Genomic DNA, 26,009 nt, shown 5'->3' with positions numbered 1-26,009 from the left:
TGATGAGTTATAGGAAAACATAAGGATGATTTAAATAGATGACTATTCTTGCCCTGATGAGTCATAGGAAACATAAGGATGATTTCAAGCCCTCATTTCCTGGCCTCAATTTCTGACTTACAGACTTCGTTAACCTTTTTCGCAACGCTATACCAGCTGTAATTTTCAGTAACATAACTTAAACCTTTTGAACCCAATTTAATTCTTAAATCGGGATTTTCAAGTAGTTTTAAGATACCTTCTGCAAGAGCACCCTGGTTTTCAGGAAGGACAGGAATCCCCCCTTCGGAAGCCTCAAGTACATCAGAGACCCCACTGATATTGCTTGCAACTACTGGTTTTCCGCAAGCCATGTATTCATATAACTTCAAAGGAGACAGGCCTATTTTTGCGTTTCTGGCAAATATAAAAGGAGCGGTGCAAATATCGCTCGCATTAATATAGAAAGGCACGCGATCGTAGGCAATCACATCCGTAAAAATGAACCTATTCTCGACTCCGAGTTCCCTGCAGAGTTTGAGAAGATTATCTTTCATAACCCCATCTCCGATAATCAAAAAGTGGCATTCCGGAAATCTGGAAAGTATAGATGGAGCTGCCTTTATTAGATACTCGACCCCCTGCCAGGGAGCAAGGTTACCCACAAAGCATACAAAAGGAATTTTAAGGTCCAGACCAAGTTCTCGTCTGCAGGTTTCCTGTTCCAGAGGCCGGAAAAGGGAAGTGTTTGCCCCATTAGAAACTACGACTATTTTATCTCCCGGGACGTTATAGCCCTTCTCAAGATTTGATTTTATCCCGGGAGTCACAGCAATAATTTTATCCGAAAACTCAAGAGCCTTCTTGAGAATAAATAATTTTAACCTGGCGTGTGTAGAGAAATATCGGTTTGAGAAACTGCTTCTTTTTTCGGGATGTGAGAATTGATCTCCTTCAGATTTTTCCCTGAAGAGATTCTTTTCGTCTTCAGGAATTCCATTTAATTCATAAATAATTCTTTTGCATCTGTTTTTACATAATAGTCCAGCAAGAAAGCCAAAATTGGGATTGCGGGTATATAGCACGTCAAAAGTTTCGGAACCCAGAAGAAATATGGAGTTTCTGAAATAGCTCAAAGTAAGTGAAAGGAAACTTCCAGGAGGGATATAATAGCTGTGAATATTGGTCATGCTCGAAAAGGAAGTCTTGCCAACAGTAAAAATATGGATCTCATTGCCAAGCCTGGCAAGATTGCTAACAAGCTCGTACCTGTGAATAAGCGAGCCATCAGCAAGAGAAAGTGGCCTTACCATGTCAAGAAAAAGCATCTTCAAATTATCACCTGAAACGAATTGCCTTTTCGAGATGTTTGCTAATCTTCACTGCTCTCTCTCCTTTACATGTCTCGAATTGTGGCCAAAATTTTTTGAGATTCTGGAAAAAAACCCTGAAAATCCCTGATTCCTGTAGTAAGTCCTTACTTCAGAATCCTGGATTTTTTTCTCCCTTCTAATTGCCGAGCCAAAATACCCCCAGCAATAGGCAATGCCCGTATAGTAGGGAGACTTCAAGGAAAGATGAAGTATGTTTAAAAGAGCCATGAAAGGGTTTTTGCCAAGGTAATAGGCCATCCAGCCGTTTTTGAGATGCCCGTTCCAGAGCCCGTCAGCTGCACTTGTTTTACGCTTCTGGATCTGGACCACATCAGTATACTGCATGAGCCGCCAGCCTCGCAAAAGAGCCTTTATATTAGAAATTGAATCTGGAGACGGTTCAACCTGATAACCACCAGTTTCGAGGAAGCACTCTTTCTTCCAGATCCTTCCTGTGCCTCGAGGAAGCTCTTTTGCAGTTACTTCCAGGGACAGTTTTCCGTCATTATCATAATATATTCCCCCACTTACAATTCCTAGAGAACTATCCTTTTTAAACTCAGCCAGAAGTTTTCCAAAATAATTTTTTTCAAGCACCGTATCAGCATCAAGAAGGCCTAGATACTCGAATTCAATATTATTTTCCTTACAATACTCAAGCGCATAGTCAAAGCCCTGTTTGCAGACATAACTGTAGTGAAAAGTGATGTCTCTTGGTCTTGGAGGTAATCTTATACTCTGGATCCATGAGTATTTTGACTGCAGGTCTTTGAGAATACGTGGTGTTTCGTCTATACTTCCATCATCAACTATAATCCATAACTCAGGTTTTACTTCCTGTCCGATTACAGCCTTCGAAACTTCTGGCAGATTTTGTTCTTCGTTCTTTGCAGGCGTAACCAGCAGATACTTTCCTTTTAATTCAGCTCCTATCTGCCCACCACCTGTAGATTTCGTCTCCGCTTGTCATCCATGCCCTTTTTTCGGAACAGTACTGAAGCACCTTCTCATACAGCCTCACCCAATCTTTTCGAAAATTACAACTGAACGCAAAATTATGCCACAAAAGAGTAATAACACCGTTAAGGCCTGCTGTAGTATCAATCAGATTTTTTGTGCGTTCCCAGGCCTCTTCAAAAGATTTAGAAGTAGCAAAAAGAGCAGTGTCCATAACGATAAGCGGAATTTCGAGGATACCAATTTCTTTTCCTGTATTAAGGTTATACGGACTGAAAGGATGGCACATTCCATTCCTGAAGCCAACTGAGTATCTGTGTCCGAAAGTGGAGTCATAGCTAAAACCGACATCTGCAAGAATTTCCCAGGAGTCTGGAGTTTTGAACCTGAGGTAATGATTGCGAAAGCCTATTACTTTTCTACCCAAAACGGATTCAAGTCTTTCTTTTTCTTTTTTTAGATTTTCTGGACTGCCGTATGAATAGTAACCTCCGTGAAGACCAACCTCCCATCCCCTATCTAAAATTTCTCCCAGATGATGTTCTATGTCTTCTATATCATACCTGAATCTTACCGGATCGGCTTCTGCAGCAATGAAGTAAAAAGAGGACTCTGCTTCAAATCTGGCTTCAATGTCCATAATTTTAGAGAAATTAAGGTAAGGAGAGTAGTCTATTCCCCTCAATTTCCACAATAACTGAGCTGCAGAATCCTTGAAATTTAACCGTTTAAGGCTGTGAGCTGATGACAACAAGCTATGGGAAAGAGGCGGGTAAATATCGTCTACATCATGAGTCAAACAAACGGCAAATGATTTATTTTCAGGGAATTCGACCTGCATCCCGTTTTTCATAAGATACCTGGAGACCTCGGGCTCAGAGGCATTTCGGAGATCTTTTTCAGAGAAAAGAAAACGCTGGTGCTCATCCAGCTTTTCGGGATAATACTCTTCTTTTCGGGTGAAAAGATCCCATACATCCTGGTTTTTCATCAGTAATTCATGCATAAGACTCATCCGAAACCGAAGATAAAGAAAGCCCAGATTTTTTTTCAGGAACACTTTCTATGAGATTGACCATGAACTCGGTAACATTGATTTTATCCTTGAGAAGAGCAGCTCTTTTCAAACTCCAGCTTTTCTTAAGTTCCGAGTCTTTGAAAAGTTCTGAAATTTTTGTCAGGGCAGATTGCGAATCGCTGTAATTAAAAAGCAAACCGTACTTCTTTTCGAGTTCAGAAAAGTTCCCCATCGTTCCTGCAAGAGTGGAAATATAGATTGACGGAGTCCCCAGGATTGCACTCTCAACAGCCATCGTTGCTCCTTCACCAACATATAGAGTGGAATAATAGAGCAAGTGGTGAATTTTTTCTGGAGATACACAGATTCTATATTTCTCAAACTCTTTTTCCAGAGGGCCTTCTGAAGTTATGAATACTTTTCCGAATTTTTCGGCTTCCTGGACAAGTGCTACTTTATTTTTTATTCCATGTTGGCCGACATCGTGATGTGCACCCCATGAAACAAAGCGAAGAACCGTAAAAGGCTCCCCCTCCTCTACTTTGAGGTCTTTCAGGATCTCAGGATTGGGAGTAAAATAAGATGGATGAAGATAAGCCAGTTCATGATAGCCACTATACCTGATCTGTTTTGGCCCTTCATTATTTAGATAGCATGAAGGAGTACAGATTATGTCACAGAAAGGATAGGTTAACTTCTGTGCCAGTACTGCATGTTCGGTGTCATTAAAAATTATGGATTTTTTCCGCTGCATCCAGGCTACCTGAGCTACAGCTGGAGAAAGGATACCTACAAAAAGGTCAGGATCAAATTGCTGAGTAATTTTAAAAGTTTTAAACTCTCTTATAAACCATTCTTCAAGCAGATTAATTTTTCCTGGTTTAACTTTACTCAAAACCGTATGTGAAATTCCGTAGGCATTCAAGAGATCTATTACTACATCCTTGTCTCGCGAGACTACCATTACTTGATGCCCTTTTTTTTCAAGACTCCATATAGCGTTTTTAAAAAAATGAACATGGGCTGGATGCCCTATATCGACAAGAACTCTCAATTTTTCACTCCCCAATAAATATTTCCCATGACTATGATCAAAAGAAAGTCTGTCTGCTTGAGTAGTCTTTCGAGATTGAGAGTTAGGAAACTAACCTTGAACCTGATTAAAAAGTATATGAGATAAATTAATATCAACAAATCAGGAAATCTTCCTGCCTTTTTCTCTCTTACTTTGACAAAAATATGCAGTCAAATCCTGGTTTTCACTCAACCCCGATTTCAAACTGTTCTATCAGACAGAACTCTCCCCCATATAATGTTAAAAAGTGGTAACTATCCGTCTCCAGTGGATGGAGCCCCCCCTTGATAGTGCCCCGGATGGATTAAATTATTTAAGATAGTTAGAGTTATTAACAAACAACATTATGATTAGAAGATAAATGGCTCAAAGATAAATAGCTATGGAAAACATAGTTACTGAACTAAGATAACGAGAATTATCAGTGTTGAGAATTATAGACATTATATTCTAAAAAATAGGAAAATAAACATTATTTAGCTTTTTTTAATTTGGTAAGAAAATAGACTTACTGGAAAAAACAAAAGAAATACTGAAGGAAGACTAAAGAAATAAATTTATTATGTATAGAGGAATTACTTTGTAAGAATTATGTTAAAGCTTGCAAAGAGGAAACTAGTAATAAAGCATACTATAAGTGGATAAATTCCCATATCCATTGAATCCACAGAAAACTCATCTTCTTTTCTAGAAGCCAGCAGCATTTCCTTCATACCCACAAGAGCGATTAGTCCCACGACCGTTATCCGATAATACACAGGAATTCCAAAATCCGTCGAAAGAAAGCAGATACCTAAATCTGAAAGGGACTTCCCCGCTGCAAACTCTGTACTCAAACCAAGTATTGAAAACATTATAAGATCCCCCAAAACTTCTGTAAAGGAGTTATCAAAACATGTATTAAACCCTAACTATACAAGGTATTGGCCTTTAAACTATATAAACTTGTGAAGAATTATTAGGAACTTATGGTAGAAAACCGTATAGATTGAAGGTTTCTATAGTAAACCTGAAAAGAGTTCCTATCAAAAAATAAATAAGAATTGGAATTGATTACTCTCCAATTCTCAATAAAGAGGTTCAATTTATGAAAATTTCCGTTATAGGGTCAGGATATGTGGGCTCGGTCACAGCCGCATGTTTTGCAGAAGTCGGGCATGAAGTAATCTGCGTAGATATCGACAAGAAAAAAATGGATCAGATAAATGCAGGCATTCCCCCTATCTATGAGGAGGGACTTGGAGAACTCTTGCAAAAATATGCCGGAAAAAGTCTCACTGCAACCACTGACTATGAATTTGCGATCAAGAATACAAACATTTCTTTTATCTGTGTAGGAACTCCTTCCGCAGAAGATGGAAGCATAGACCTTTCAATTGTTCGTGCGGCAACAGCAAGTATAGGGGCAGTACTGGCAAAGAAAGAAGGATACCATGTAGTTGTTGTTAAAAGCACAGTCGTTCCCGAGACAACTGAAAAATTTGTACTTCCAATCCTTGAAGAAACTTCAGGAAAGGTAGCAGGAAAAGACTTTGGAGTTGCAATGAACCCCGAATTCCTCAGAGAAGGAAAAGCCGTCTACGACTTCATGCATCCTGATAAAATAGTTGTAGGAGCAATTGACCAGAAATCGGGAGATCTTGTCTCAGAACTTTACCGGACCTTTAAATGTGAGGTGACCCGCACGGGTGTATCAACAGCGGAAATGATCAAATATGCAAATAACTCCCTTCTGGCAACCAAAATATCCTTTGCTAACGAGATTGGCAACATTTGCAAAAAGTTAAACGTTGATACCTATGAGGTTATGAAAGCGGTAGGTAAGGATTCCAGGATATCCCCAAAGTTTTTGAATTCAGGAGCAGGATTTGGAGGTTCCTGTTTCCCAAAAGATGTAAAAGCACTTATAGGAAAGGCAAAAGAAATAGGATATTATCCAGCGCTCCTGGAATCCGTAATTGGAGTAAACGAAAAACAGCCAATTCTTATGACTGAAATACTCCAGAAGAAAATAGGAAGCCTTGCGGGAAAAAAGGTTGCAGTCCTTGGGCTTGCTTTCAAGAACGATACAGACGATATAAGAGAGTCCAGATCTATCCCTGTCATTGCTGAACTTTTAAGATTAGAAGCAGAAGTTTCGGCTTACGATCCAATGGCAACTGAGAATATGAAACGGATTTTTCCAACAATTGAATACTGCGGGAAAGCTAAAGACGCTCTTGAAGGTGCTGACGCCTGCCTTGTAATGACAGAATGGGACGAGTTCAAGCAACTTGATTCTGAATTTGAAGTCATGAAAGAAAAGATAGTAGTTGACGGAAGGCGGGTAATTAAAGCGAAAAATATAGATTATGAGGGACTCTGCTGGTAAAAACCAGCAGAAATCATTTTCTCATTTTATATAAAGTTATATGATATACTTTGCTAGCCCCTTATAGTAACGTCTGTAATTGTTGCAACAAAAAACTTCATTATACCTCATTGGGTAGTTGCATTATTCAGCCTCGTGACTATAGTGACTTATATACTAACTTATATACTAACTTGGCCTTTAACTCCTTATGTATGGGACCTTATTTATCTGAAGGTTCCTTAACCGATGCTAGAATTTCTCTCAGGTACTCAAGTACGTCTTTTCTAAGATTCTCGTTTTCAAGGGCAAAATCCACTATTGATTTTACATATCCTAACCTGTCACCGGTATCGAACCTTTTACCTTTGAACCTGCATGCATAGATCATCTGCGACCTGTTAAGGACCCGAATGCCGTCAGTCAGCTGGATTTCGTTTCCTACCCCTGTTCCAGCTTCTTTTATACAGTCAAAAATTTCAGGAGTGAAAACATAGCGACCTATTGCTCCCAGATTTGAAGGAGCATTTTCAGGTGAAGGCTTTTCGACAATATCCTCCAGTACATAGAGAGAATTACTCAGAGGTTTGCCCTTTATAATTCCATAACTACTTAATTTTTCACGAGGAACTTCTTCCACTGCGAGTGTGGATCTTCCATACTTTTCAAAATTTTCAATGAGCTGAGCCGTGCAGGGTTTGTCATTCACAATAATATCGTCTCCAAGAAGCACAGCGAAAGGTTCGTCTCCAATATGGTTTTCTGCCCTGAGGACCGCATCCCCTAGACCGTTAGGTTCTTTCTGACGGATATAGTGAATATCCACAAGGGAGGAAACGTCCCGCACAAGTTTAAGAAGTTCAGTGTTGTGCTTTTTCGCAAGATGCATTTCGAGTTCGGGAGAATCATCGAAATAATCTTCAATTGCCCGTTTACCCCTGCCTGTGATAATTATTATATCCTCAATTCCCGAGGCAATGGCTTCCTCTACAACATATTGGATCACAGGTGTGTCAATAATCGGAAGCATCTCTTTTGGCATCGACTTGGTGGCAGGCAGAAAACGGGTCCCAAGACCAGCTGCCGGAATAAGTGCTTTTTTAACGGTCAAAATAAACTCTCCGGTAAAAAATTCTGTGAAAAGTTATTCATATAGTTAAGCAAATAATACTCTTTAACCAGAATATCTTTAATATTTTATGGTTATCTACTCATTCCACATATAAGAAATGAGATAAAAGTATTTTCTGATTACTTTAAGACATTATAAAGTATTAATCGAAAGAAAGATTATTTGGAAAGATTGTTCGGAGGATTTTCCATGCCTGCAAAGAATAAAATACTTGTGACAGGAGGAGCCGGTTTTATAGGAAGCCACCTCGTAGATCACCTTATAGAAAAAGGGAACAGAGTTACTGTATTTGATAACCTGAGTTCAGGAAAAATGGGATTTATAGAAAATCATCTTGAAAACCCTGACTTCACCCTGATAAAAGGAGACCTCCTTGACCAGGAGGCGATAGAGAAAGCCTGTGAAGGTATCGACTTTGTTTGTCATGTGGCCGCAAATCCTGATGTCAGGCTCGGAGCTTCGGATACCAGAGTTCATCTAGATCAGAATATTCTGTCGACCTATAACCTTCTGGAAGCAATGAGGAAAAACAACACCAAAAAAATTGCGTTTACTTCCACCTCGACAGTTTATGGAGAAGCGAGTATTATGCCTACTCCAGAAGATTATGGCCCTCTTATTCCGATATCTCTTTACGGTGCCTCTAAACTGGCTTGTGAAGCCTTTATTACTTCATATTCTCATACCTTTGATCTGCAGGCCTGGATATTTCGCTTCGCAAACATCGTTGGCCCACACAGTACACACGGGATTACGGTCGACTTTATAAAAAAACTGTGGAAAAACACTAGTCTGCTGGAAATCCTGGGGGATGGCAAGCAGGAAAAATCCTATCTTCATGTTTCAGAGTGTGTTGATGCAATATTATTTTTAATCGAGAACAGCAAAGAAAAGGTAAATATCTTTAATATCGGCTCCGAAGACACCATCAGTGCCACAGATATAGGAAAGGTTGTTATAGAAGAGATGGGGCTTTCTAATGTTGAATTTACCTATACAGGAGGAAACAGAGGCTGGAAAGGCGATGTGCCAAGGATGAGATTAGGGATTGAAAAAATGAAAAGTTTGGGCTGGAAACCGGTCTATACATCGGAGAGAAGTATTAGGGAAACGGCGAGGGCATTACTTGGGGAAAAGTTAGTAGACTAACTTTTATTCCAGTTTTTTTTAAACAATTTTTTGTGGATCCGTATAAAAAGGCAAAATTACTGCTTGACTTCGCTTTTGACTCTGAATAAGTATCTTCGTATTAAAGAAATTTCGTGGTCTGTGAATCCGCCTACCAGGAACATCATAACCAGATAAATAAGTACACCTATACCTGCAATCTCAAAAAGCTCAATGATGCTTGAGATAGCGAAGTAGGAAACAAAGAGATACATAACTACTGAGGACAGAACGCTTTTTGCAATATCATGAAGATAAAAATCAAGTTTAAAATGTTTTAAGGAAATATGCATACAAAGCACAGACATTAAAAAGTAAGAAAATAAGGTTGACAGTGAGGCTCCAACAATTCCAATAGAAGGTATCAGTAGAAGATTAATCAATACATTCGAAACTGCTGCAACAATATTAATGTAAGTTGCAGTTTTTGTTTGCTTTATAAGGAGCATTGTGTTGACAAATATCTGGAAAATTCCTGCCAGAAGACCTGAGAAGGCAGTAATGGGAATTACAAACCAACCCGAAAGAAAATCATCAGTGGTAAGGATCCCAAGCAAAGGCTTTGCAAGAGCTGAGAGCCCGAAGACTGCAGGAATTGAGACGAGAAGAAAATATCTTAGAGAATGAGACATATAAATTCTGACTTCATCCATTTTATTTTCATCGAAAAGCTTTGATAACTCGGGAAGAAGAATGAGCTGAAGAGAGCTTACAAAAAGCTGGATAAGACTGCCAATTGAGCAGGCTGCCGAATATACACCCACACTTCTAAGGCCGAGAAAATAAGTAACCATATATCTGTCACTTGATTCTGTAATCCACCTTACAAGTGAATTGGGAGTTAACGGTAGAGAAAATTGCAGATACTCTTTCATGTAAGTAAATCGCGGAATAACGAATCCTATTTGTGATACGATCATCAGAAGAGAAATTAAAAAAATGAAGCCCTGTACAAGTAGAGTAGCTGCTATTACACCAAGAAGCCCATATCCCATTTTGAGAAGAAAGAGAATAAAAAACAATTTTCCAAATGTTTCAAAAAGGGTTAAGTAAGAAAATGTCTGAATCTGCCTGAAAATCCTGAAATAAAAAAGAGATATAGACTCGATTACGCTCAGAAGGATTAAAAGGGAACCTGCCTGGATAAAATAAGTTGCATGAGGGTCTTTAAAACCGAAGGTGGCAAGCGGCTCTGCAAACGTATAGAGTAAAAAAGAGGCAAATAGACCGGATACAGTTACAAAAAAGAGAATTGAATATACTGCTTCCCTTATTATTTTGATTTCCGTTTCAGAAGATAAAAACCTGACAAAACCCATAGAGAGGCCCATCAGTGCAAGTGGAGAGATGAGAGATACAGTGATATTGATTTGAGCCCAGAGTCCATAGTCGTATGTTCCAAGGGTCTTTGTAATTATCGGAAGCAGGAAAAAAGTTCCCAGGCTTGTAAGTACCTGAACTGTCCCGATAAAACCAACATCCTTTGCAAACTTTTGATATGACACCATATCACCTTAAAAAGAATTCCGTTTTTAAGAATTTCCATTGAAAGAAGTTATGAAAATAGCCTTACATGAAAGTATTTCTTAAGACTTGACCCGGCTCAATATCCAGCGCCTGATATTTAAACCCTTTTGAATGCTTCTCATCTTGCTCAAGTTTTAATCTCTCAGTAGAAGTTCTATTTATAACTATATTATAATAAGTTTCATTCATATAAAGTACCTTTAATTTTGAATTCAAAAGTTTCGAGATATTATACTTATATTCAGTGTTAACTTCAAATTTTTTTAGCGGCATTTTTTTCAACAACGACAAATTTTAACTGCCCCCAATAAGAGATTTCTACAAAAGATAAAAGCCTTTGTGTTGAGATAAATTTTGGCAGAAGTGCAGTGCATATATGGACATAATTTTCTAAAAAACATGCAGTTGAGACAAAAAGAATTAAGGATGCGAACACCGCAAGTTCTGGCTTATTAGGAAATATAATTAAAAATGTTACACAACGTATGCATAAATCCAAAAGATATCCAGAAATTAGAATAAGACGTTTAAAAAGAAGAAGAAGAAGTTTGGAAGCAAAAACAAATAATTAAACCTGATTAGTAGGTCTAGAAACCACACTAACTTACTTAAAAAAATTTTTTATGGAAAATCTTAAAAATTCATGTTTTTCGTGCATTAAAAGAAAAAAGTTCCAAAATATCCGACCGCAGAAGTTTATTTCCGGGTCGGAAGTTATGGAAAATCTTTTTTGAGAATTCAACTCTTACCTGTAAACTAGATTCAGTTTTGGTACCTGACTTATATTTCCGCAGTCAGCACTGTAGAAGGCGATATAGTTATCACTTTCACTGCGGGCTTTTATAAGGAAACCTGTGTTTTCATACCTGCCACTGATATATTCTTTTACGAGATCAGTTACATCGAGCTCATAGTACCTGTTATCTGGCAAGCTATCGGCTCTCAGGGTTAATGTAGCATATGGAGTACTTCCCTGGAGAACACCATTTCTGTCATACCAATCTCCTCCTGCGTTATTCCAGGCAATGTCTTTATTCTTTTTATTCCAGCTCACATAATCAGGATTCCAGGAAACAGGCCTGTAAATCTCGATAACAGTATCATTTGATCGTGTGCTGGAAGGATAATACCAGAAAAGAGAAAGATTTGCACTTTCTACCTCTGTGGTACTGGTATATTCACTTAAATTAAACGAAATAACATCCCTGTATCTCCCAACATTGCTCAATTTTCCTACATCGATAAATGATGTGTCAGAAAAGACGCCCTCAGGTGAGATTTCACGCAGGCGGTTATCTTTTGCGCCAGTAATAGTTGCATTTGCAGTTACCCTTTTCTTAATATTAAGCTTTGGTGCCTGGCTTGTGTTTCCGCAGTCAGCACTGTAGAAGGCAATATAGTTATTATTTTCACTGCGGGCTTTTACAAGGAAACCTGTGTTTTCATAACTGCAATTGACATATTCTTTTACAAGATCAGTTACATCGAGCTCATAGTACCTGTTATCTGGCAAACTACTGGCTCTCAGGATTAATGTAGCATATGGAGTACTTCCCTGGAGGACACCATTTCTGTCATACCAATCTCCCCCTGCGTTATTCCAGGCAATGTCTTTATTCTTTTTATTCCAACTCACATAGTCAGGATTCCAGGAAACAGGCCTGTAGACCTCGATAACAGTATCATTTGGTCTTGTGCTGGAAGGATAATACCAGAAAAGAGAAAGATTTGCACTACTGATTTCAGTAGCATTGGTGTATTCGCTTACATTAAACCATATAAGGTCTCTGTATCTACCAACGCTGCTAATTCCTCCTACATCGAGAAATGATTTCTCCGAAAAAACATCCTCAGGAGAAGCTTCACGCATGCGGTTGTCGTACATATCTCCAAAGAGATTCAAAACAACACTTATATTTGCAACTTCAGAAGCACTGAGCTTACCATCGCTCACTTCAAAAGATATCGCGTAGAGACCTTCCTGCTCATTTGCCGGCTTCCAGCTGAAAAGCCCTGAATTCCCATCAAAACTTGCACCTGCAGGAAGGCCAGAAGCTGAGTATGTAAGGCTGTCTCCATCCTCATCAGAAGCTTTTACTAAAATATTCAGGTTCTCTCCGGCTTTAACCGTGACCTCAGAAATCGGCTCCATTATGGGAGCATGATTTTCCTCAGAAACCCCTGAAAGAGATGCATAGATCGTGTTTCCATATCTTCCTATATTGATTATGTTTCCATTATCTTCGGGCTCGTTAGAGTAATCCGAGAAAGAACATCCGGCATCAATGCAGGGAGAACTAACTCTGTCTTTAACCCAGGTTTTTCCGTTCCAGCGACCTGAGACCGACTGAAGATGGTAGTCATGGTTTTCTGGGTCTGCAAAAAGAGGGGTTACATAGATATCAGTTGTTGATGCGCAGTTTTTATAGTTACCTGCTGAGTTATTGTAGAAACAGTTATTTTCCAGCACAAAAGAATGCGTTTCAGGCAGATAATTCATAATTCCATAACCTGTTTCAGTCGGAGACTTTGTGCGCAATCTGGTATTTACAATTATGTTATTGCGGACAATTGTTGTAAATCCGTCGCCTCCTGGCACATAGGTTGGGGAATAACTGTTGATATACATATTGGCAATTGCAGTATGGTAGATTCCGTCAAAAACATTGTTTTCAATGACAGTGTCTTCAAATCCACCTGTTATGATACCGCCTACCCATGTAATGCTAGGATTGGTGCCCGTGTCATAGAAAGTATTGTGATGGATATAGACATTTTTCGCCTGGTCTCTGGTAGCAGAAGAGCTATCATAGTTGAAAAGCCAGATTCCAGGGCCATAGGTATTATTGATAGTATTATTGTAAATCTCTACATCATCCATAATGCCTGCAGACTTTTCTACCTGAATCCCTGGCCCGCCTGCACTCCAGTGGTAGAAAGAATCGATTAAATTATCATGGAATTTTACATCATTTGAGTTCCAGATTCTAAGACCACTGTTAGTCCTGCAGGTTATKRTATTATTCCAGGCCTCTACATTCTGACACTGAATMGCAAACAGACCGTCGTGTCCGAGCTTGTAGATAGTATTGTTATAAAACTTGATGTTCTCGCCATATTTTATCCTCAGCCCGTCTCCGTGACCGTCGTGCATATACATATCGCATACGGTTACGTTATTGCAGTAAAGGAAGTAAATCACATTATAATATCCTTTACCCTTAGCGAACTCGGTGTTACCGTCATGGTTCACATTGACCTCGAAACCTCTTATTACAATATTATTATTTCCAGAATTGCTCATCTGCTGGATTAAAGGCTTCATTGTAACCCAGCCTGCGTGATCAACCAGCTTGATCACAGCAGTCGAATCACCTTCAAAAATAGTATTGCTGCCGATGAGAAGAGTATCGTTAATAGAATAAGTAAAAGGACCTTTAAGGTGTATAGTAGTATATTCAGAGTTATCGGCCACAAACTTAAGAGCCTGATTTATCTGTACATGATCATCTTTTCCATCGCAGTTAAAATCTCCACTACCGTCCCCCGCAACATAAACAGTTGGTGCAGGACTTCGACATAAAGCAGTAGGAACGCTTGCAAGAATAAGGCAACTTACCAATAAAAGGAGTCCAAATTCTCGTTTTAACATCGGGATTATCTGGGATTGATCACAACAGCGCATATTGTTAATTTTGGTAGGTAGATGTTCATGTGGTGACGTATCAATATCCCCATAAAATTTGTTACTATTTATCAAAAATTTGCTTAAACTTAATATTCGGATTCTCATAAAGTGAATAATGTTTTTTAAATAGTGCTCACTCTCAGACGTTCAAGGCTATAGAAAAGTTCCAGAGAATTTATTCATGGCAAATACTATTGAATCCGATAAAATGCAATGAATAAGGGACTCAGAATAAATCTCCCTGATTTTCAGGCCAATTCTCGACTTCACCAAATCCCCCCATGAAACATAGTGAACGGTCTGAGTATTAGCCCTTAATTAAAGATCTATAACCAACACTGTAAACTATATTGTAATGTTATAAAAATATTTGTGCAAACTTGATAAATATTTAAAGAGTTGCATAGTGTTAGAGAGAACAAATAAGTTTTTAGAAAGAATAAATTTGTAGAAAGAATGAATTTTTAGAAAGAGGAAACACCATATAAAAAACATAAAAGTTGGAGAAGAATGTGGAAATTAGGAGTAAAACTCTGACATATCATAAAAGTATTGTCAGAGCATATTGCTCCAATTCCATTCTTGCAACTCCATTCTAACTGCGTTCTTAAGATATTCCTACCATTTTTCTGAGAACTTGCTTTATTTACACAATTTAGAATTGATTCAACAGAGCTGGTTTTACCACAGACTGCGAGTTTTTTTGGTTTAGAACTTACTAAGCATCAGTCATTCCTCCAATCCGAGAGATAAATTGCTCAAACAAAGACCTTCAGGAGATACTTCGTAAAGGTAGGTGTCGTACGCGTTAGAAAGGTTCAAAGCGGCTTCTTCAACCACACTTATTATCGCAACTTCAGAATCGTTGAAAATGCCATCGCTTACCTCAAAAGATATAGTGTATACTCCTTCCTGTCCGTCTGAAGGCGTCCAGCTAAAAACCCCTGTTTTGTCAAAACTTGCGCCTGCAGGAAGATCAGATGCTGAAAAGGTAAGGTTGCCTCCATTCACATCAGAAGTTTTCACTGTAAAGTTCAAAGTTTCTCCAATCTTAACTGTAGTTTCGGGAATTGATTCAATAACCGGACCCTGTGTATCGACAGAAAGATCTTCGGAGTATGTGAAATTATCTTCGTCCTCATCAAAAATTTCCTCCGTAAAGTTAAGATCCTCATCAGTCTCATTTTCATAAGTCTCATTTTCATAAGTCTCATTTGTATCTTCGGAGATTGAGTCTGTTAACAAAGACTGAACAGTCTTTACTTGTGTGGATGACAGTGAAGCATAGATTGTGTTTCCATATCTGCCTATGTTGATCCTGTTTCCATTATTTTCAGGTTCTTTAGAATAGTCCGAAGAGGCATATCCGGCATCAATACAGGGAGAACTAACTTTGTCCTTAACCCATTTTTTCCCATTCCAGTGACCTGCAACTGACTGGAGGTGATAATCATGTTTTATCTGGTTTACAAATAATGGGTTTAAGTAGATGTCAGATTTCGAAGTGCAGCCTTTATATTTGCCTGCTGAGTTCTTGTAAAGGCAATTATTCTCCAACACAAAAACATGGTTTTTAGTGATGTAATTGATCACTGCATACCCTGTCCCACTAGGAGACTTTGTACGTTTTTGAGTATTCACAATTATGTTGTTACGGACAATTGTTGTGTATTTTGACGAGTACTTTGGAGAATAAACTTCTGGATACATGTGAATAACAGCAGCATGATATACGCCGTCAAAAACATTATTTTCAATTAGAGTATCATGGAACCCACTGGCTACAATACCTCCAACCCAGGTAATGCTAGGATTGGTGCCTGTGCCGTAGAAGGCATTATGATAGATATGGACATTTTTCCCTTTGTCTTTGGTAGCAGAGGTGTCATAGTTGAAAATCCAGATGCCTGGGCCATAGGTGTTAGAGATAGTATTATCATAGATCTCTATATCATCCATAACACCTGCAGACTTTTCGATCTGAATGCCCGGTCCGCCTGCACTCCAGTGGTAGAAAGAATTAATTACATTGTCATGGAATTTTACATGATTTGAGTTCCAGATTCGAAGACCACTGTTAGTCCTGCAGGTTATTGTATTCTTCCAGGCCTCTACGTTTTGACACTCAATTGCAAACAAACCGTCGTGCCCAAGCTTGTATATCTTGTTGTTATAAAATTGAATATTTTTTCCGTATTTTATCCTCAGCCCATCTCCGAGTCCATCGTGCATATACATGTTGTATACCTTTACGTTACTACACTTAGTAAAGTAAATTACATTATAGTACCCTTTACCCTTAGAAACTTTGGGATTACCATCATGGTTTCCATTAACCTCGAACCCTCTTATTACAATGTTTTTATTTCCGGAACTGCTCATCTGCTGGATCATAGGTTTCATTGTAACCCAACCTGCGTTGTTAGCCAGTTTGATAACAGCATTTGAATCCCCTTCAAGAATAGTATTGCTACCAACGAGAAGAGTATCGTCAATAACATAAGTAAAAGGACCTTTGAGGTGAACAGTAGTATATTTAGAGTTACCTGCTACAAACTTAAGGGCCTGATTTATCTGTACATGATCATCTTTTCCATCGCAATTAAAATCCCCACTCCCATCTCCTGCAACATAAACAGTTGGTGCAGGACTTCGACATAAAGCAGTAGGAATACTTGCAAGAATAAGGCAACTTACCAAGAAAAAGATCCCTAATTCTCTTTTTAGCATCTATATCACCTGAGACTACTACAAAAAGTTTATCAAAATATTTACAGAGTAAGTACTGGGCAAAAAGTACCCATGTGTCTACAAAATTAAAATTGCCTGTCAAATAATTAGACAAATTTCTTACTCAGTTCGTTGAATGGTGGATAAGATTTTTCAGATAGTATCCACTCTCCAACATTCAAGACTATAGAAAGTCGTAGAGAAATTGTTCATAGCAAAAACTACTAAATCCTATCAAAGGAACAAAGGAATCCAGAAGAAAGCACCCTTTATTTCAGGCTAATTCCTCAAATTCATCTAAGTCCCCCCAAGGAGCATAGTGAATAAATTGAGTATTAGCCTTTAATAATTTTAATAGTCAACACTATAAACACTTTAATAATTTCTATAGTCAACACTATGAACTAAATCACTATGTTATAAAAATATTTTGACAGTCTTTTTGAATTTTTAATCAGTTTGTGAAATGAAAAGAAGAGTCTATAAAGATTTTAGCCAGGCCCGAAGTCAGAAAAAGCTTTAGTAACATTTACGGGAGGTCTCAAAACTCCAACAATTTCTATAACTGGGAGAAACATTTTTGACTTAATTCAGCCGGAAATCATCCCAAAATTTACGCAGGGTTGAACCCCTACCATCAATAAATCATCCCAATTATAGAATTGAATGTCATTTTGAGACAGCCTGTGCAATATCATTAAGAATATAATCAAATGATATCGTTAAAGTTATACAGAATCTTTTTCAAATCCCTCCCGGATATAATTTTTAACGCGTGTCTAGTTTTTCCTAACGGCTATGGCACTTATATCAATGTTAATTTAAATGCAACCTCAAGTCTCTGGATTCGCAATAGAAGAAACGATAAACATATCGATGCATCAGTGCTTTGATTTCGATGCATAGATTGTGTTCCCATACCTTCCGATGTTGATCCTGTTTCCGTTATCTTCAGGTTCATTGGAATAGTCAGAAGACGGATATCCGGTATCAATACATGGAGAACTCACTTTGTATTTAACCCATGTTTCCCCGTTCCAACTTCCACCTCTTGATTGAAGGTGGTAATCATGGTTTTCCTGGTCTACAAATAACGGCCTTATGTGGATATCAGCTTTCGAGGTGCAGTCTTTATAGTTACCCGCTGAGTTATTGTAAAGGCAATTATATGCAATCTCAAAGGAATGTGTTTCAGGTAGGTAATTGGCAATTCCATATCCTGTTCCGCTCGGACTTTTTGTACGCTTCTGGGTATTTACAATTATATTGTTGCGGACAATTGTTGTGTATTCTGACGTATAATTTGAGAAAAAACCTTCGGGACTCATGCTGACAATGGCAACATTATATGCACTGTCAAAGACATTATTTTCTATAAGTGTATCATGGAATCCACTTCCCAAGATACCCCCAACCCATGTAATGCTAGGATTGGTGCCCGTATCATAGAAAATGTTGTTATGGATATAGACATTTTTCCCCTCGTCTTTGGTAGCAGAGGTATCATAGTTGAAAAGCCAGATTCCAGGGCCGTAGGTATTATTGATCATATTATTATAGATCTCAATATCATCCATAGCACCTGAAGACTTTTCTACCTGAATGCCCGGGCCGCCTGCACTCCAGTGGTAGAAAGAATCAATTAAATTATCATGGAGTTTTACATCATTTGAGTTCCAGATTCGAAGACCACTGTTAGTCCTGCAGGTTATGATATTATTCCAGGCCTCTACATTCTGACACTGAATCGCAAACAGACCGTCGTGTCCGAGCTTGTAGATAGTATTGTTGTAAAACTTAATGTTCTTGCCATATTTTATCCTCAGCCCGTCTCCGTGCCCATCGTGCATATACATATCGCATACGGTTACGTTATTGCAGTAAAGGAAGTACATCACATTATAATATCCTTTACCCTTAGCGAACTCGGTGTTACCATCATGGTTCGCATTAACCTCGAAACCTCTTATTACAATATTACTATTTCCGGAATTGCTCATCTGCTGGATCAAAGGTTTCATTGTAACCCAGCCTGCGTGATCAACCAGCTTGATCACAGCAGTCGAATCACCTTCAAGAATAGTATTGCTGCCGATGAGAAGAGTATCGTTAATAGAATAAGTAAAAGGACCTTTAAGGTGGACAGTGGTATATTCAGAGTTAGCAGCCACAAACTTAAGAGCCTGATTTATCTGTACATGATCATCTTTTCCATCGCAGTTAAAATCTCCACTACCATCTCCTGCAACATAAACAGTTGGCGCAGGACTTTGGCATAAAGCAGTAGGAACGCTTGCAAGAATAAGGCAACTTACCAATAAAAGGAGTCCAAATTCTCGTTTTAACATCGGGATCATCTTAAGGTGATCAGAATAAAATTTATTAATATTTTTGATAATTAAATATTTGTGCAGTAACGTGTCCACACCTCCGCAAAAATTGCAATTGTTTGATAAAAATTTGACGAAGTTTGCCCATATTTTCAGATATATTGGGCAAGATATTACAAACATTAGATCCTTTCAGAATTTAAAGGCTTTATATACGCAAATTAATTTTTGAAAGCGTAAAGGGTTAATATATAATAACACCTTTAAGGATAAGGCAACCCATCGATAAAAAGATTCCTAATCCTCGTTTTAACATCGAAATGATTTAGTATTAATCATTACAAAAATTCATAATTATTTCTGTTAGATAGATATTTGTGTAGTAACAGTGTATACAGTCACATAATTTAAGAACACTTACAAAAAATATTTATAAATTTGGTAGTTTTTTCATACTATTTGGCAAATTTTTGTAAAAGATAGTTATATGAGTTTAAAGATGTGAGAAAAAGTACTGAACTAATAACTCATAGAACTTTCGGTACACTGCCAGACAAGATGATATAGTAAAGAATTCAAAATAAATCGCCTGTTTCTCAGGTTAAGTTTTCCAAATTACAGTTTTCCAAATTACACAAATTCATCTTGAGAAAAGAGTGAATTTATTGTTAGTTTCTAATTAACCCCTTGCAATAAACAGTGCAATTAAGATAAATATCCATTCGTCATCGGTTAAGATATGATCTATTAGAAAAATGTTACAATTATCATGTTTTTCTGTAAACCTGTAAAGTAAATCAAGATGTGTAGATAATTTTAGTATCCATATTATGGTTAAATGATTCCTTAACCGAAGACATATGGATAAATATCACATAATTGCCAAACTCTGTTACAGCAGAGCTGTAATATTAGTAAATAATGAAGAATTGCAGGATTGAAGATTGGTAGTTTACTCAAGCCGTAAAATGCCGTAAGTTACAAAAAATACTTTCTCAGCCTGCGTTTGTTTTATGAACACAGCCATGAATAAAGCTGTAGACTTTCTTTTTACAAATACAAAGATTTAATTAAATAATATCTTTGCATGACTCAGTTTCATAATTTAGTGATTTCTCATTTTTTCCGTCCTTAAAACTTCACTTTTCTCTGCTAACTGCTCAAATAAACTGTAATAATCCTTGAGAAATGATTTCTTTGGCAGGAATGCCAAAGAATTATTTTACTCCGTTAATTGTTTCACTGAATTTTTTGACTAAAATCGATACGCTCCGCTACTTAATCCTTAACTCAGCTCTCAAAAATATCTTTTACTAAAGCTTAAATGGAGTAAATAATCTGAACAATTCCAGAAATGACTTTTGTGGTTTCTTGAGCAAATTTAATCTTCTCATTTGAGYAAGTTTRATCTGATTCTCAATTCCTTTATCWGTCCTGAACTGCTTCTTGTTATCCGTTTTTAGACTTTTTGAATARTARCTTTCAATAGGATTATTTGTCGCCGGCGCTCCTGGAAGATAATGGAACAAAGTAAGATTTAGCCAGTGTTTATTGATCATCCACAATCGTTTTTGAACCAATTCATCATATGTTCTTATATTTTCCATTAATTTATTGAAGTTATATTTTGCTTTTTCAAGACTATTAAGTGGAAGATTTTCCTTTTTCCGTCTTCTTTCAAGCTTTAATTCATTTCTATACTTGTAAAATTTCTTTTTTGCKTTTTTACTCCATTCCTGATGTTTTTCTTCTTTATTAACTAGATTAGGTTCTTCAGATAGAAGTTCTTCCAGAAATTTAATYTCATTCTCTCGATTGTAAAATATATTCAATAACCTGTACTTCAATAATTCCTGTTCAATKGTTGTATTTTTTGGGAAATCACTAACAATAAGCTTGTTTAAGTGCATTAAACAATATTGATGGACTAACTTATCCCCAAAAATTTCCTTTAATATATCAGGGTATCTCTTATCAAAGTCCGTAACGATAAACACAGGCTCTGATGCATCCAGATTTTTCTGTAAAAATCCCTTGATGGTTTCTGAACTCTTATCTTCAAAAAGTTCATCTGCTATCGTTCTTTGAGTTTTTGCATCCAGTAAAGTTAAACGGTATTTCTGACATCTTCCTTCTTTTGGATGTTGTTCGTCATAGTGCACCATATGTATATTTTCTGAAAATGGAACAGTTTTCTGTTCCATTTCTTCGTAGAATGCTCTTAAAATAGTGCTTTTTGATCTCGGATAGATGAAGTCCATTATATCAGAAATTCCATCGTATGAAACGTTATGGTATCTGAGTAACTGGAAGAAATCATTGAATGAATTAAAAAGTAAAGTCTTCAGATCTTCCCAAAAACTATGATCTTCTTCGTGTGTATTACCACAATTTGAGCATTTATATCGACCAATGTTGATTTCTCCAAGACCTTCTTTAGTATGAGGATTATAGCCATTATGAACCATTGGAGTACTACAAATTGAACAGACTGGAGGAATTTTTCTACGAAAAATTCCTCGTGTRGTATATTCATARTCGTTTCCAAAACAACCAAAAACGTCTAAGAGAGCAGGGAGCTCCGAAAAGTTATTAAGAGTAAGGTTTATAGTTACCATTGTTTTTGCCGTAACATCATTACATAATTATAGAATTATAATTTTGTGTAGTGATGTTACACTTACTTTTATCACTAGATTTTGGGACTGAGTCATTTTTACGTTTATCTGATTTTTTTATATTTAGCTGATTTTTATGTTTATTTGACCTTTTAAGCAATTTCTCCCCTTACGACGAGTACCGGTTTTTTTGAATGCCTTACCACATTTTCTGCCACGCTCCCGAGCAAGAACCTCTCAATTCTAGTCCTTCCTAGCGTGCCCATGACAATAAGGTCAATGTCGCTTCTTTCTGCAAAATTGACAAGCTCATTTGCAGGAATTCCTTGCAGGATTACGGACTCAACCTCGACATTTGCAGCTTTCCCGGAGTTTTCGACATAAGCCGTAGCCTCCTTGCCTTCAGCCTTGAAGTATTCAAAAATGGCTCTTTCCCATCCAATGTCCTTTGGATAGGTTATCGAAAACCTTTCCGAAGCAATCACGTACACAGCATATATCTTTGCACCGCTTATTTTTGCGATTTCGACTGCTGTTTCGACCGCTTTTCTAACAGATTCCGAACCGTCGGTTGCAACCATTATCTTCCTGTAAAAACTGTTAGTCATACCTGACTCCCCATTTTCTTTTGAAGTTATGGTTGTTGATATGACATAATCCTTTATAAAGTATCATTCAGGAAAGAAGCGATGGCGCAGATAGGAATATTGCTTGAAACCGAGAATGCGCCATCACGATTCTATTTACTTGCAAGTTCTACGGCAGTTCAGCTAAGGTAACTTTTCTTTTAAACCTCGTTCGCCTCTGTGAAAATAAGGGCATGTGTAGGGCAGGCTTCAACGCAGGCAGGCATATCTCTACCCTCGCAAAGGTCACATTTTATCCCTGCTTCAGCTTGCCTGCTGATTACCTTACGATTGTGATTCATGGAACTGGTCCAGCAGCCCATAACAAGAATCATATGATAGAGAGGAGTAAAACGTGAACATACAGTAGAACAGATCCAGCAGTCTACGCAACGATTCGGGTCATAGCTTACCATGCTGGCGTTTTCATCCTGAGAGATAGCTTTTGTAGGGCAAACCGAAACACAGGGAGCATCCTTACAGTGACGGCAGGTAATGGGAAGAGAAACTCCAAGGTCAGGGACAGGCTCCAGATTGATGCGTTTTTTCGGAGCCGGCTTTTCTCCTATAGCCGAAAAGAGGCTTTTGCTCTCGGAATGTGCAACGGCACATGCAGTCTCACATGAGCGGCAGCCCATACAGCGTTCGGGGCGAATAATTAAATCCTTCATTATAAATCATCTCTTAGTTCAAGCCCAGAGCCTTTCTTTTTTCATCAATGTGCTCAAGCATCAGGTCTGCGGCTTTAAGGGGTTCAGGTTCAACCGCAAAACTTGCTCCGACCACACCGTTCAAGCCTCCTGTCAGAAGGGACGTAACAGCCTGACTTCCAAGAACAGCAGGAATAGTCCCGAGCACGGTAAATACGCCAGATGAAACCACATAAGCCCCGATGCTAACCGCCTTTTCGCTCATCCATTCAGGGGCTGCTCCTGCTGCTGGAAGATCACTTATGTCCACACCCAGGCGGTTTGCAATCGCGGATGCAAGCACAAGGATACGGCTGATATCAACACAGGAACCCATATGCAGGACAGGGGGTATGCCCAGAGCCTTACAGACGGCTTTTAGCCCATCGCCTGCCATTTCGGAGGCTTCCGGCAGAAGAAGCCCTGCTTCGGCACATGCAATTGCATTGCAGCCGGTTGTGACCACAAGCACATTGTTTTTGATCAGTTCTTTAACGAGGTTGACATGGCCGTAATTGTGCTTTGTTTTTACGTTATTGCAGCCGACAACAGCTCCTATTCCCCTAACTGCCCCACCTTTTATTGCCTCAATAAGAGGATCAGGGCTTCCTCCAAGGGCACTGAGGATAGCCTCGGCACTGAAGCCAACCATGCACTCCTGCTTCTCTTCAGGTATGGTAACCTTTTCCGGAACCCTGTTAGGGAAGTTTTCGACAGCAATCTTTACGATTTCTTTTGCAGTTTCATAAGCCCTGTCTTCATGGAATTCCATTCTTACGGTGTTGGGAAAATCGGCCTTTGGGGACGTAGATATAAACTTCGTGTGGTAGCAGCCTGTAAGTTCCCCAAGTGAGGGCATGACACACTGGACATCGACAACCATAGCTTCCACAGCGCCTGTAATTACTGCCAGTTCCTGCTGAAGGAAGGTTCCTGCTATTGGAGTACCGTGCCGCATCAGGGTCTCGTTACCAGTACAGCAGATCCCTGCAACGTTGATGCCTGATGCACCCTTTTCCTCTGCCAGTTTAAGGAGTTCGGGATCTTCTGCAGCTTCTACTATCATTTCTGAGAGAATAGGTTCGTGCCCGTGGACAATTACATTTACTTTATCGCTCGACAGTACTCCCAGATTAACTGTGCTTCTTCTAGGCTGTGGGGTTCCGAAGAGTACGTCCTGGACATCGGTAGCGATCATCGAACCTCCCCAGCCATCGGAAAGCCCTGTGCGTAGTCCTTGCAGCAGGATATGAACCGCATCATTGTCCACACCTATATGAGTCCTGTGCATACATTCCACGATTTCCCGGTCAATTCCCCTGGGCTCTATTCCAAGCTCGGCCCAGAGCTTGAGCCTTGATTCAGGAACTCTTCTGGTACACTGGAGATGTCCGTCCTGTTTTCCAAATTCCTGAAGCAGTGTGTCGGCAAGTTTGCCTGCGACTTCCTCCAGGCTTTTGCCTTCTGAGGGAATTCCATATTCCGAAGCAAGAGACAGCAGTTTTGCTTCATCTTTTATCCTGTAGCTGCCAGCTTCTCCTTCACTCATTTTCTTAAAGGTCAGAACAGCATCTCTTGCATGGTCGGAATGAGCTGCTGCGCCTGCGGCAATCATTCTAAGGAAATTCCTTGCAACTATGATATCTGCGGTAGCACCGCAAATTCCCTTTTGAGCTCCTTCTCCGAAGGGATCAATCCTGCATGGACCCATATTGCAATTCCGACAGCAAACTCCTAGCTGCCCGAAACTGCACTGAGGTAGTTGTTTTTCATATCTATCCCAGGCGGTTTCAATGCCTTCTTCTTCAGCTTTCTGAAGCATTTTCTGGCTTGCAAGGTCAATGCTTTTCTCATATATTTCCGTCTTCATCTCATATCCCACATTTAGCATGAAAATGCTGCCATCTGCAAACATTTTCATTGGTTGTGCATTTTATTCAGAGAATATCATGTTTGTTTTCTCTGTTCCTTCTGGAACTATCCGAAACTTCGGATCAAACACTCTGATTTGAAGAATTAGTCCCTAAATCTGTGATCCTGAAGACTTTACCTGGCTGATTTTTTATTTCTTGATTTCCAGCCCTTTATAGTCTTAAAACTGGTTAATATGGAAAAAATTCTTCAGAATTATCAAATTTTATTGTTTTATAAACTTTTTTAAAAAAAACTGCAACTATATTCAGATAGAACTTACCCTAAAACCAAAATTGGCTCACTGGATATCGAATTTTGAACAATAAATTGAGTTTTTTGTGAAGAGTTCAAACATTTATCTACTATTTAAAATTTCTTAAATTGAGTCATATGTTTGTGGATTGCTTAGAGGCTACTTCACTCTTTATGTGTTTATTCCTCTCACATTTCTGTTCTAAACTCCTTTTCTAAACTCGATAATCTCTCTACGTAATCGAGTTCATATTCCATTTTATACCTCATATTGTGGTTTCATTATTTTCAAATTGTGTTCTATTAAATTGTGTTTCGACTGTTGTGTAGATAGGTTTTGTAGATAGGTTGTGTAGATAAGTTGTGTAGATAGGTTTTGTAGATAGGTTGTGTAGATAAGTTGTGTAGATAAGTTGTGTAGATAGGTTGTGTAGATAAGTTGTGTAGATAAGTTGTGTAGATAGGTTGTGTAGATAAGTTGTGTAGATAGGTTGTGTAGATAAGTTGTGTAGATAGGTTGTGTAGATAAGTTGTGTAGATAGTTTTTTGGAGGCTGCCTAAAGGTCGCTTATTAACAAATTTCT

General features: G+C 38.5%; 16 protein-coding genes. 2 read left to right on the top strand and 14 right to left on the bottom strand.

Going from position 1 to position 26,009, the window contains the following annotated elements; genetic code table 11:
- Positions 1 to 92 precede the first annotated feature (92 nt).
- From FXW07_RS09225 to FXW07_RS09205, 5 genes are all read right to left on the bottom strand, one after another.
- Positions 93 to 1,307: a glycosyltransferase family 4 protein gene (locus FXW07_RS09225; protein ID WP_229395363.1), complete on the bottom strand. Its 1,215-nt coding sequence runs from the start codon at positions 1,305 to 1,307 to the stop codon at positions 93 to 95.
- Positions 1,308 to 1,358: 51 nt separating this feature from the next.
- Positions 1,359 to 2,255: a glycosyltransferase gene (locus tag FXW07_RS09220; RefSeq protein ID WP_255679023.1), complete on the bottom strand. Its 897-nt coding sequence runs from the start codon at positions 2,253 to 2,255 to the stop codon at positions 1,359 to 1,361.
- Positions 2,256 to 2,274: 19 nt separating this feature from the next.
- On the bottom strand, positions 2,275 to 3,315 hold the full coding sequence (locus FXW07_RS09215) for a polysaccharide deacetylase family protein (RefSeq protein ID WP_346655640.1): 1,041 nt from the start codon (positions 3,313 to 3,315) through the stop codon (positions 2,275 to 2,277).
- Positions 3,308 to 4,381, bottom strand: a complete 1,074-nt coding sequence (locus tag FXW07_RS09210) for a DUF354 domain-containing protein (RefSeq protein ID WP_229395178.1) — start codon at positions 4,379 to 4,381, stop codon at positions 3,308 to 3,310. Before FXW07_RS09210 ends, FXW07_RS09215 begins: the two co-directional genes overlap by 8 nt.
- A gap of 596 nt (positions 4,382 to 4,977) precedes the next feature.
- Complete coding sequence (locus FXW07_RS09205) at positions 4,978 to 5,256, bottom strand: hypothetical protein (protein ID WP_048116821.1); 279 nt, start codon at positions 5,254 to 5,256, stop codon at positions 4,978 to 4,980.
- 233 nt (positions 5,257 to 5,489) lie between these two features.
- Here FXW07_RS09205 and FXW07_RS09200 point away from each other — a divergent pair, with 233 nt between their 5' ends.
- A complete protein-coding gene (locus FXW07_RS09200) occupies positions 5,490 to 6,773 on the top strand; it encodes a UDP-glucose/GDP-mannose dehydrogenase family protein (protein WP_229395177.1) in 1,284 nt (427 codons plus the stop codon).
- A gap of 202 nt (positions 6,774 to 6,975) precedes the next feature.
- On the opposite strand, the gene galU is transcribed toward FXW07_RS09200, so the two are convergent.
- A complete protein-coding gene (gene galU, locus FXW07_RS09195) occupies positions 6,976 to 7,863 on the bottom strand; it encodes a UTP--glucose-1-phosphate uridylyltransferase GalU (RefSeq protein ID WP_156150925.1) in 888 nt (295 codons plus the stop codon).
- Between the two features lie 210 nt (positions 7,864 to 8,073).
- Between galU and FXW07_RS09190 the strand changes: the two genes are divergently transcribed.
- Complete coding sequence (locus tag FXW07_RS09190; protein ID WP_229395176.1) at positions 8,074 to 9,033, top strand: NAD-dependent epimerase/dehydratase family protein; 960 nt, start codon at positions 8,074 to 8,076, stop codon at positions 9,031 to 9,033.
- A gap of 56 nt (positions 9,034 to 9,089) precedes the next feature.
- Here the strand turns inward: FXW07_RS09190 and FXW07_RS09185 are convergent, their stop codons facing one another.
- The 8 genes from FXW07_RS09185 to cooS all read right to left on the bottom strand — a co-directional run bounded on the left by FXW07_RS09185 (position 9,090) and on the right by cooS (position 25,180).
- A complete protein-coding gene (locus FXW07_RS09185; RefSeq protein WP_229395175.1) occupies positions 9,090 to 10,559 on the bottom strand; it encodes a flippase in 1,470 nt (489 codons plus the stop codon).
- Between the two features lie 764 nt (positions 10,560 to 11,323).
- On the bottom strand, positions 11,324 to 14,230 hold the full coding sequence (locus FXW07_RS09180; RefSeq protein ID WP_229395174.1) for a disaggregatase related repeat-containing protein: 2,907 nt from the start codon (positions 14,228 to 14,230) through the stop codon (positions 11,324 to 11,326).
- Positions 14,231 to 14,995: 765 nt separating this feature from the next.
- Positions 14,996 to 16,996 carry a right-handed parallel beta-helix repeat-containing protein gene (locus FXW07_RS09175; RefSeq protein ID WP_229395173.1) on the bottom strand — a complete coding sequence of 667 codons (2,001 nt, stop codon included), beginning with the start codon at positions 16,994 to 16,996 and terminating at the stop codon, positions 14,996 to 14,998.
- Positions 16,997 to 17,877: 881 nt separating this feature from the next.
- Positions 17,878 to 19,353, bottom strand: a complete 1,476-nt coding sequence (locus tag FXW07_RS09170; protein ID WP_229395172.1) for a right-handed parallel beta-helix repeat-containing protein — start codon at positions 19,351 to 19,353, stop codon at positions 17,878 to 17,880.
- Positions 19,354 to 20,639: 1,286 nt separating this feature from the next.
- Positions 20,640 to 21,944 (bottom strand): ISNCY family transposase, encoded by a 1,305-nt coding sequence (locus FXW07_RS09165; RefSeq protein WP_229395171.1) that lies wholly within the window; start codon positions 21,942 to 21,944, stop codon positions 20,640 to 20,642.
- Between the two features lie 152 nt (positions 21,945 to 22,096).
- Positions 22,097 to 22,552, bottom strand: a complete 456-nt coding sequence (locus tag FXW07_RS09160) for a universal stress protein (protein WP_229395170.1) — start codon at positions 22,550 to 22,552, stop codon at positions 22,097 to 22,099.
- A 179-nt stretch (positions 22,553 to 22,731) separates the two neighbouring features.
- Positions 22,732 to 23,241, bottom strand: a complete 510-nt coding sequence (locus tag FXW07_RS09155) for a 4Fe-4S dicluster domain-containing protein (protein ID WP_229395169.1) — start codon at positions 23,239 to 23,241, stop codon at positions 22,732 to 22,734.
- Between the two features lie 13 nt (positions 23,242 to 23,254).
- Positions 23,255 to 25,180 (bottom strand): anaerobic carbon-monoxide dehydrogenase catalytic subunit, encoded by a 1,926-nt coding sequence (cooS, locus tag FXW07_RS09150; protein WP_255679004.1) that lies wholly within the window; start codon positions 25,178 to 25,180, stop codon positions 23,255 to 23,257.
- Positions 25,181 to 26,009 lie beyond the last annotated feature (829 nt).

Source organism: Methanosarcina sp. DH1 (genome assembly GCF_020804205.1).
In the GTDB taxonomy this organism is placed as follows: domain Archaea; phylum Halobacteriota; class Methanosarcinia; order Methanosarcinales; family Methanosarcinaceae; genus Methanosarcina; species Methanosarcina vacuolata.
The sequence above is the reverse complement of the archived record's forward strand: the minus strand, read 5'-3'. Positions and strand labels throughout refer to the sequence as shown.

Excerpts from the sequence above, each read along its gene's own strand:
- FXW07_RS09225 (WP_229395363.1), bottom strand. The coding sequence starts at position 1,307 with ATGCTTTTTCTTGACATGGTAAGGCCACTTTCTCTTGCTGATGGCTCG.
- FXW07_RS09215 (WP_346655640.1), bottom strand. The coding sequence starts at position 3,315 with ATGCATGAATTACTGATGAAAAACCAGGATGTATGGGATCTTTTCACC.
- FXW07_RS09205 (WP_048116821.1), bottom strand. The coding sequence starts at position 5,256 with ATGTTTTCAATACTTGGTTTGAGTACAGAGTTTGCAGCGGGGAAGTCC.
- FXW07_RS09200 (WP_229395177.1), top strand. The coding sequence starts at position 5,490 with ATGAAAATTTCCGTTATAGGGTCAGGATATGTGGGCTCGGTCACAGCC.
- FXW07_RS09190 (WP_229395176.1), top strand. The coding sequence starts at position 8,074 with ATGCCTGCAAAGAATAAAATACTTGTGACAGGAGGAGCCGGTTTTATA.
- FXW07_RS09185 (WP_229395175.1), bottom strand. The coding sequence starts at position 10,559 with ATGGTGTCATATCAAAAGTTTGCAAAGGATGTTGGTTTTATCGGGACA.
- FXW07_RS09175 (WP_229395173.1), bottom strand. The coding sequence starts at position 16,996 with ATGCTAAAAAGAGAATTAGGGATCTTTTTCTTGGTAAGTTGCCTTATT.
- FXW07_RS09170 (WP_229395172.1), bottom strand. The coding sequence starts at position 19,353 with ATGATCCCGATGTTAAAACGAGAATTTGGACTCCTTTTATTGGTAAGT.
- FXW07_RS09160 (WP_229395170.1), bottom strand. The coding sequence starts at position 22,552 with ATGACTAACAGTTTTTACAGGAAGATAATGGTTGCAACCGACGGTTCG.
- FXW07_RS09155 (WP_229395169.1), bottom strand. The coding sequence starts at position 23,241 with ATGAAGGATTTAATTATTCGCCCCGAACGCTGTATGGGCTGCCGCTCA.
- cooS (WP_255679004.1), bottom strand. The coding sequence starts at position 25,180 with ATGAAAATGTTTGCAGATGGCAGCATTTTCATGCTAAATGTGGGATAT.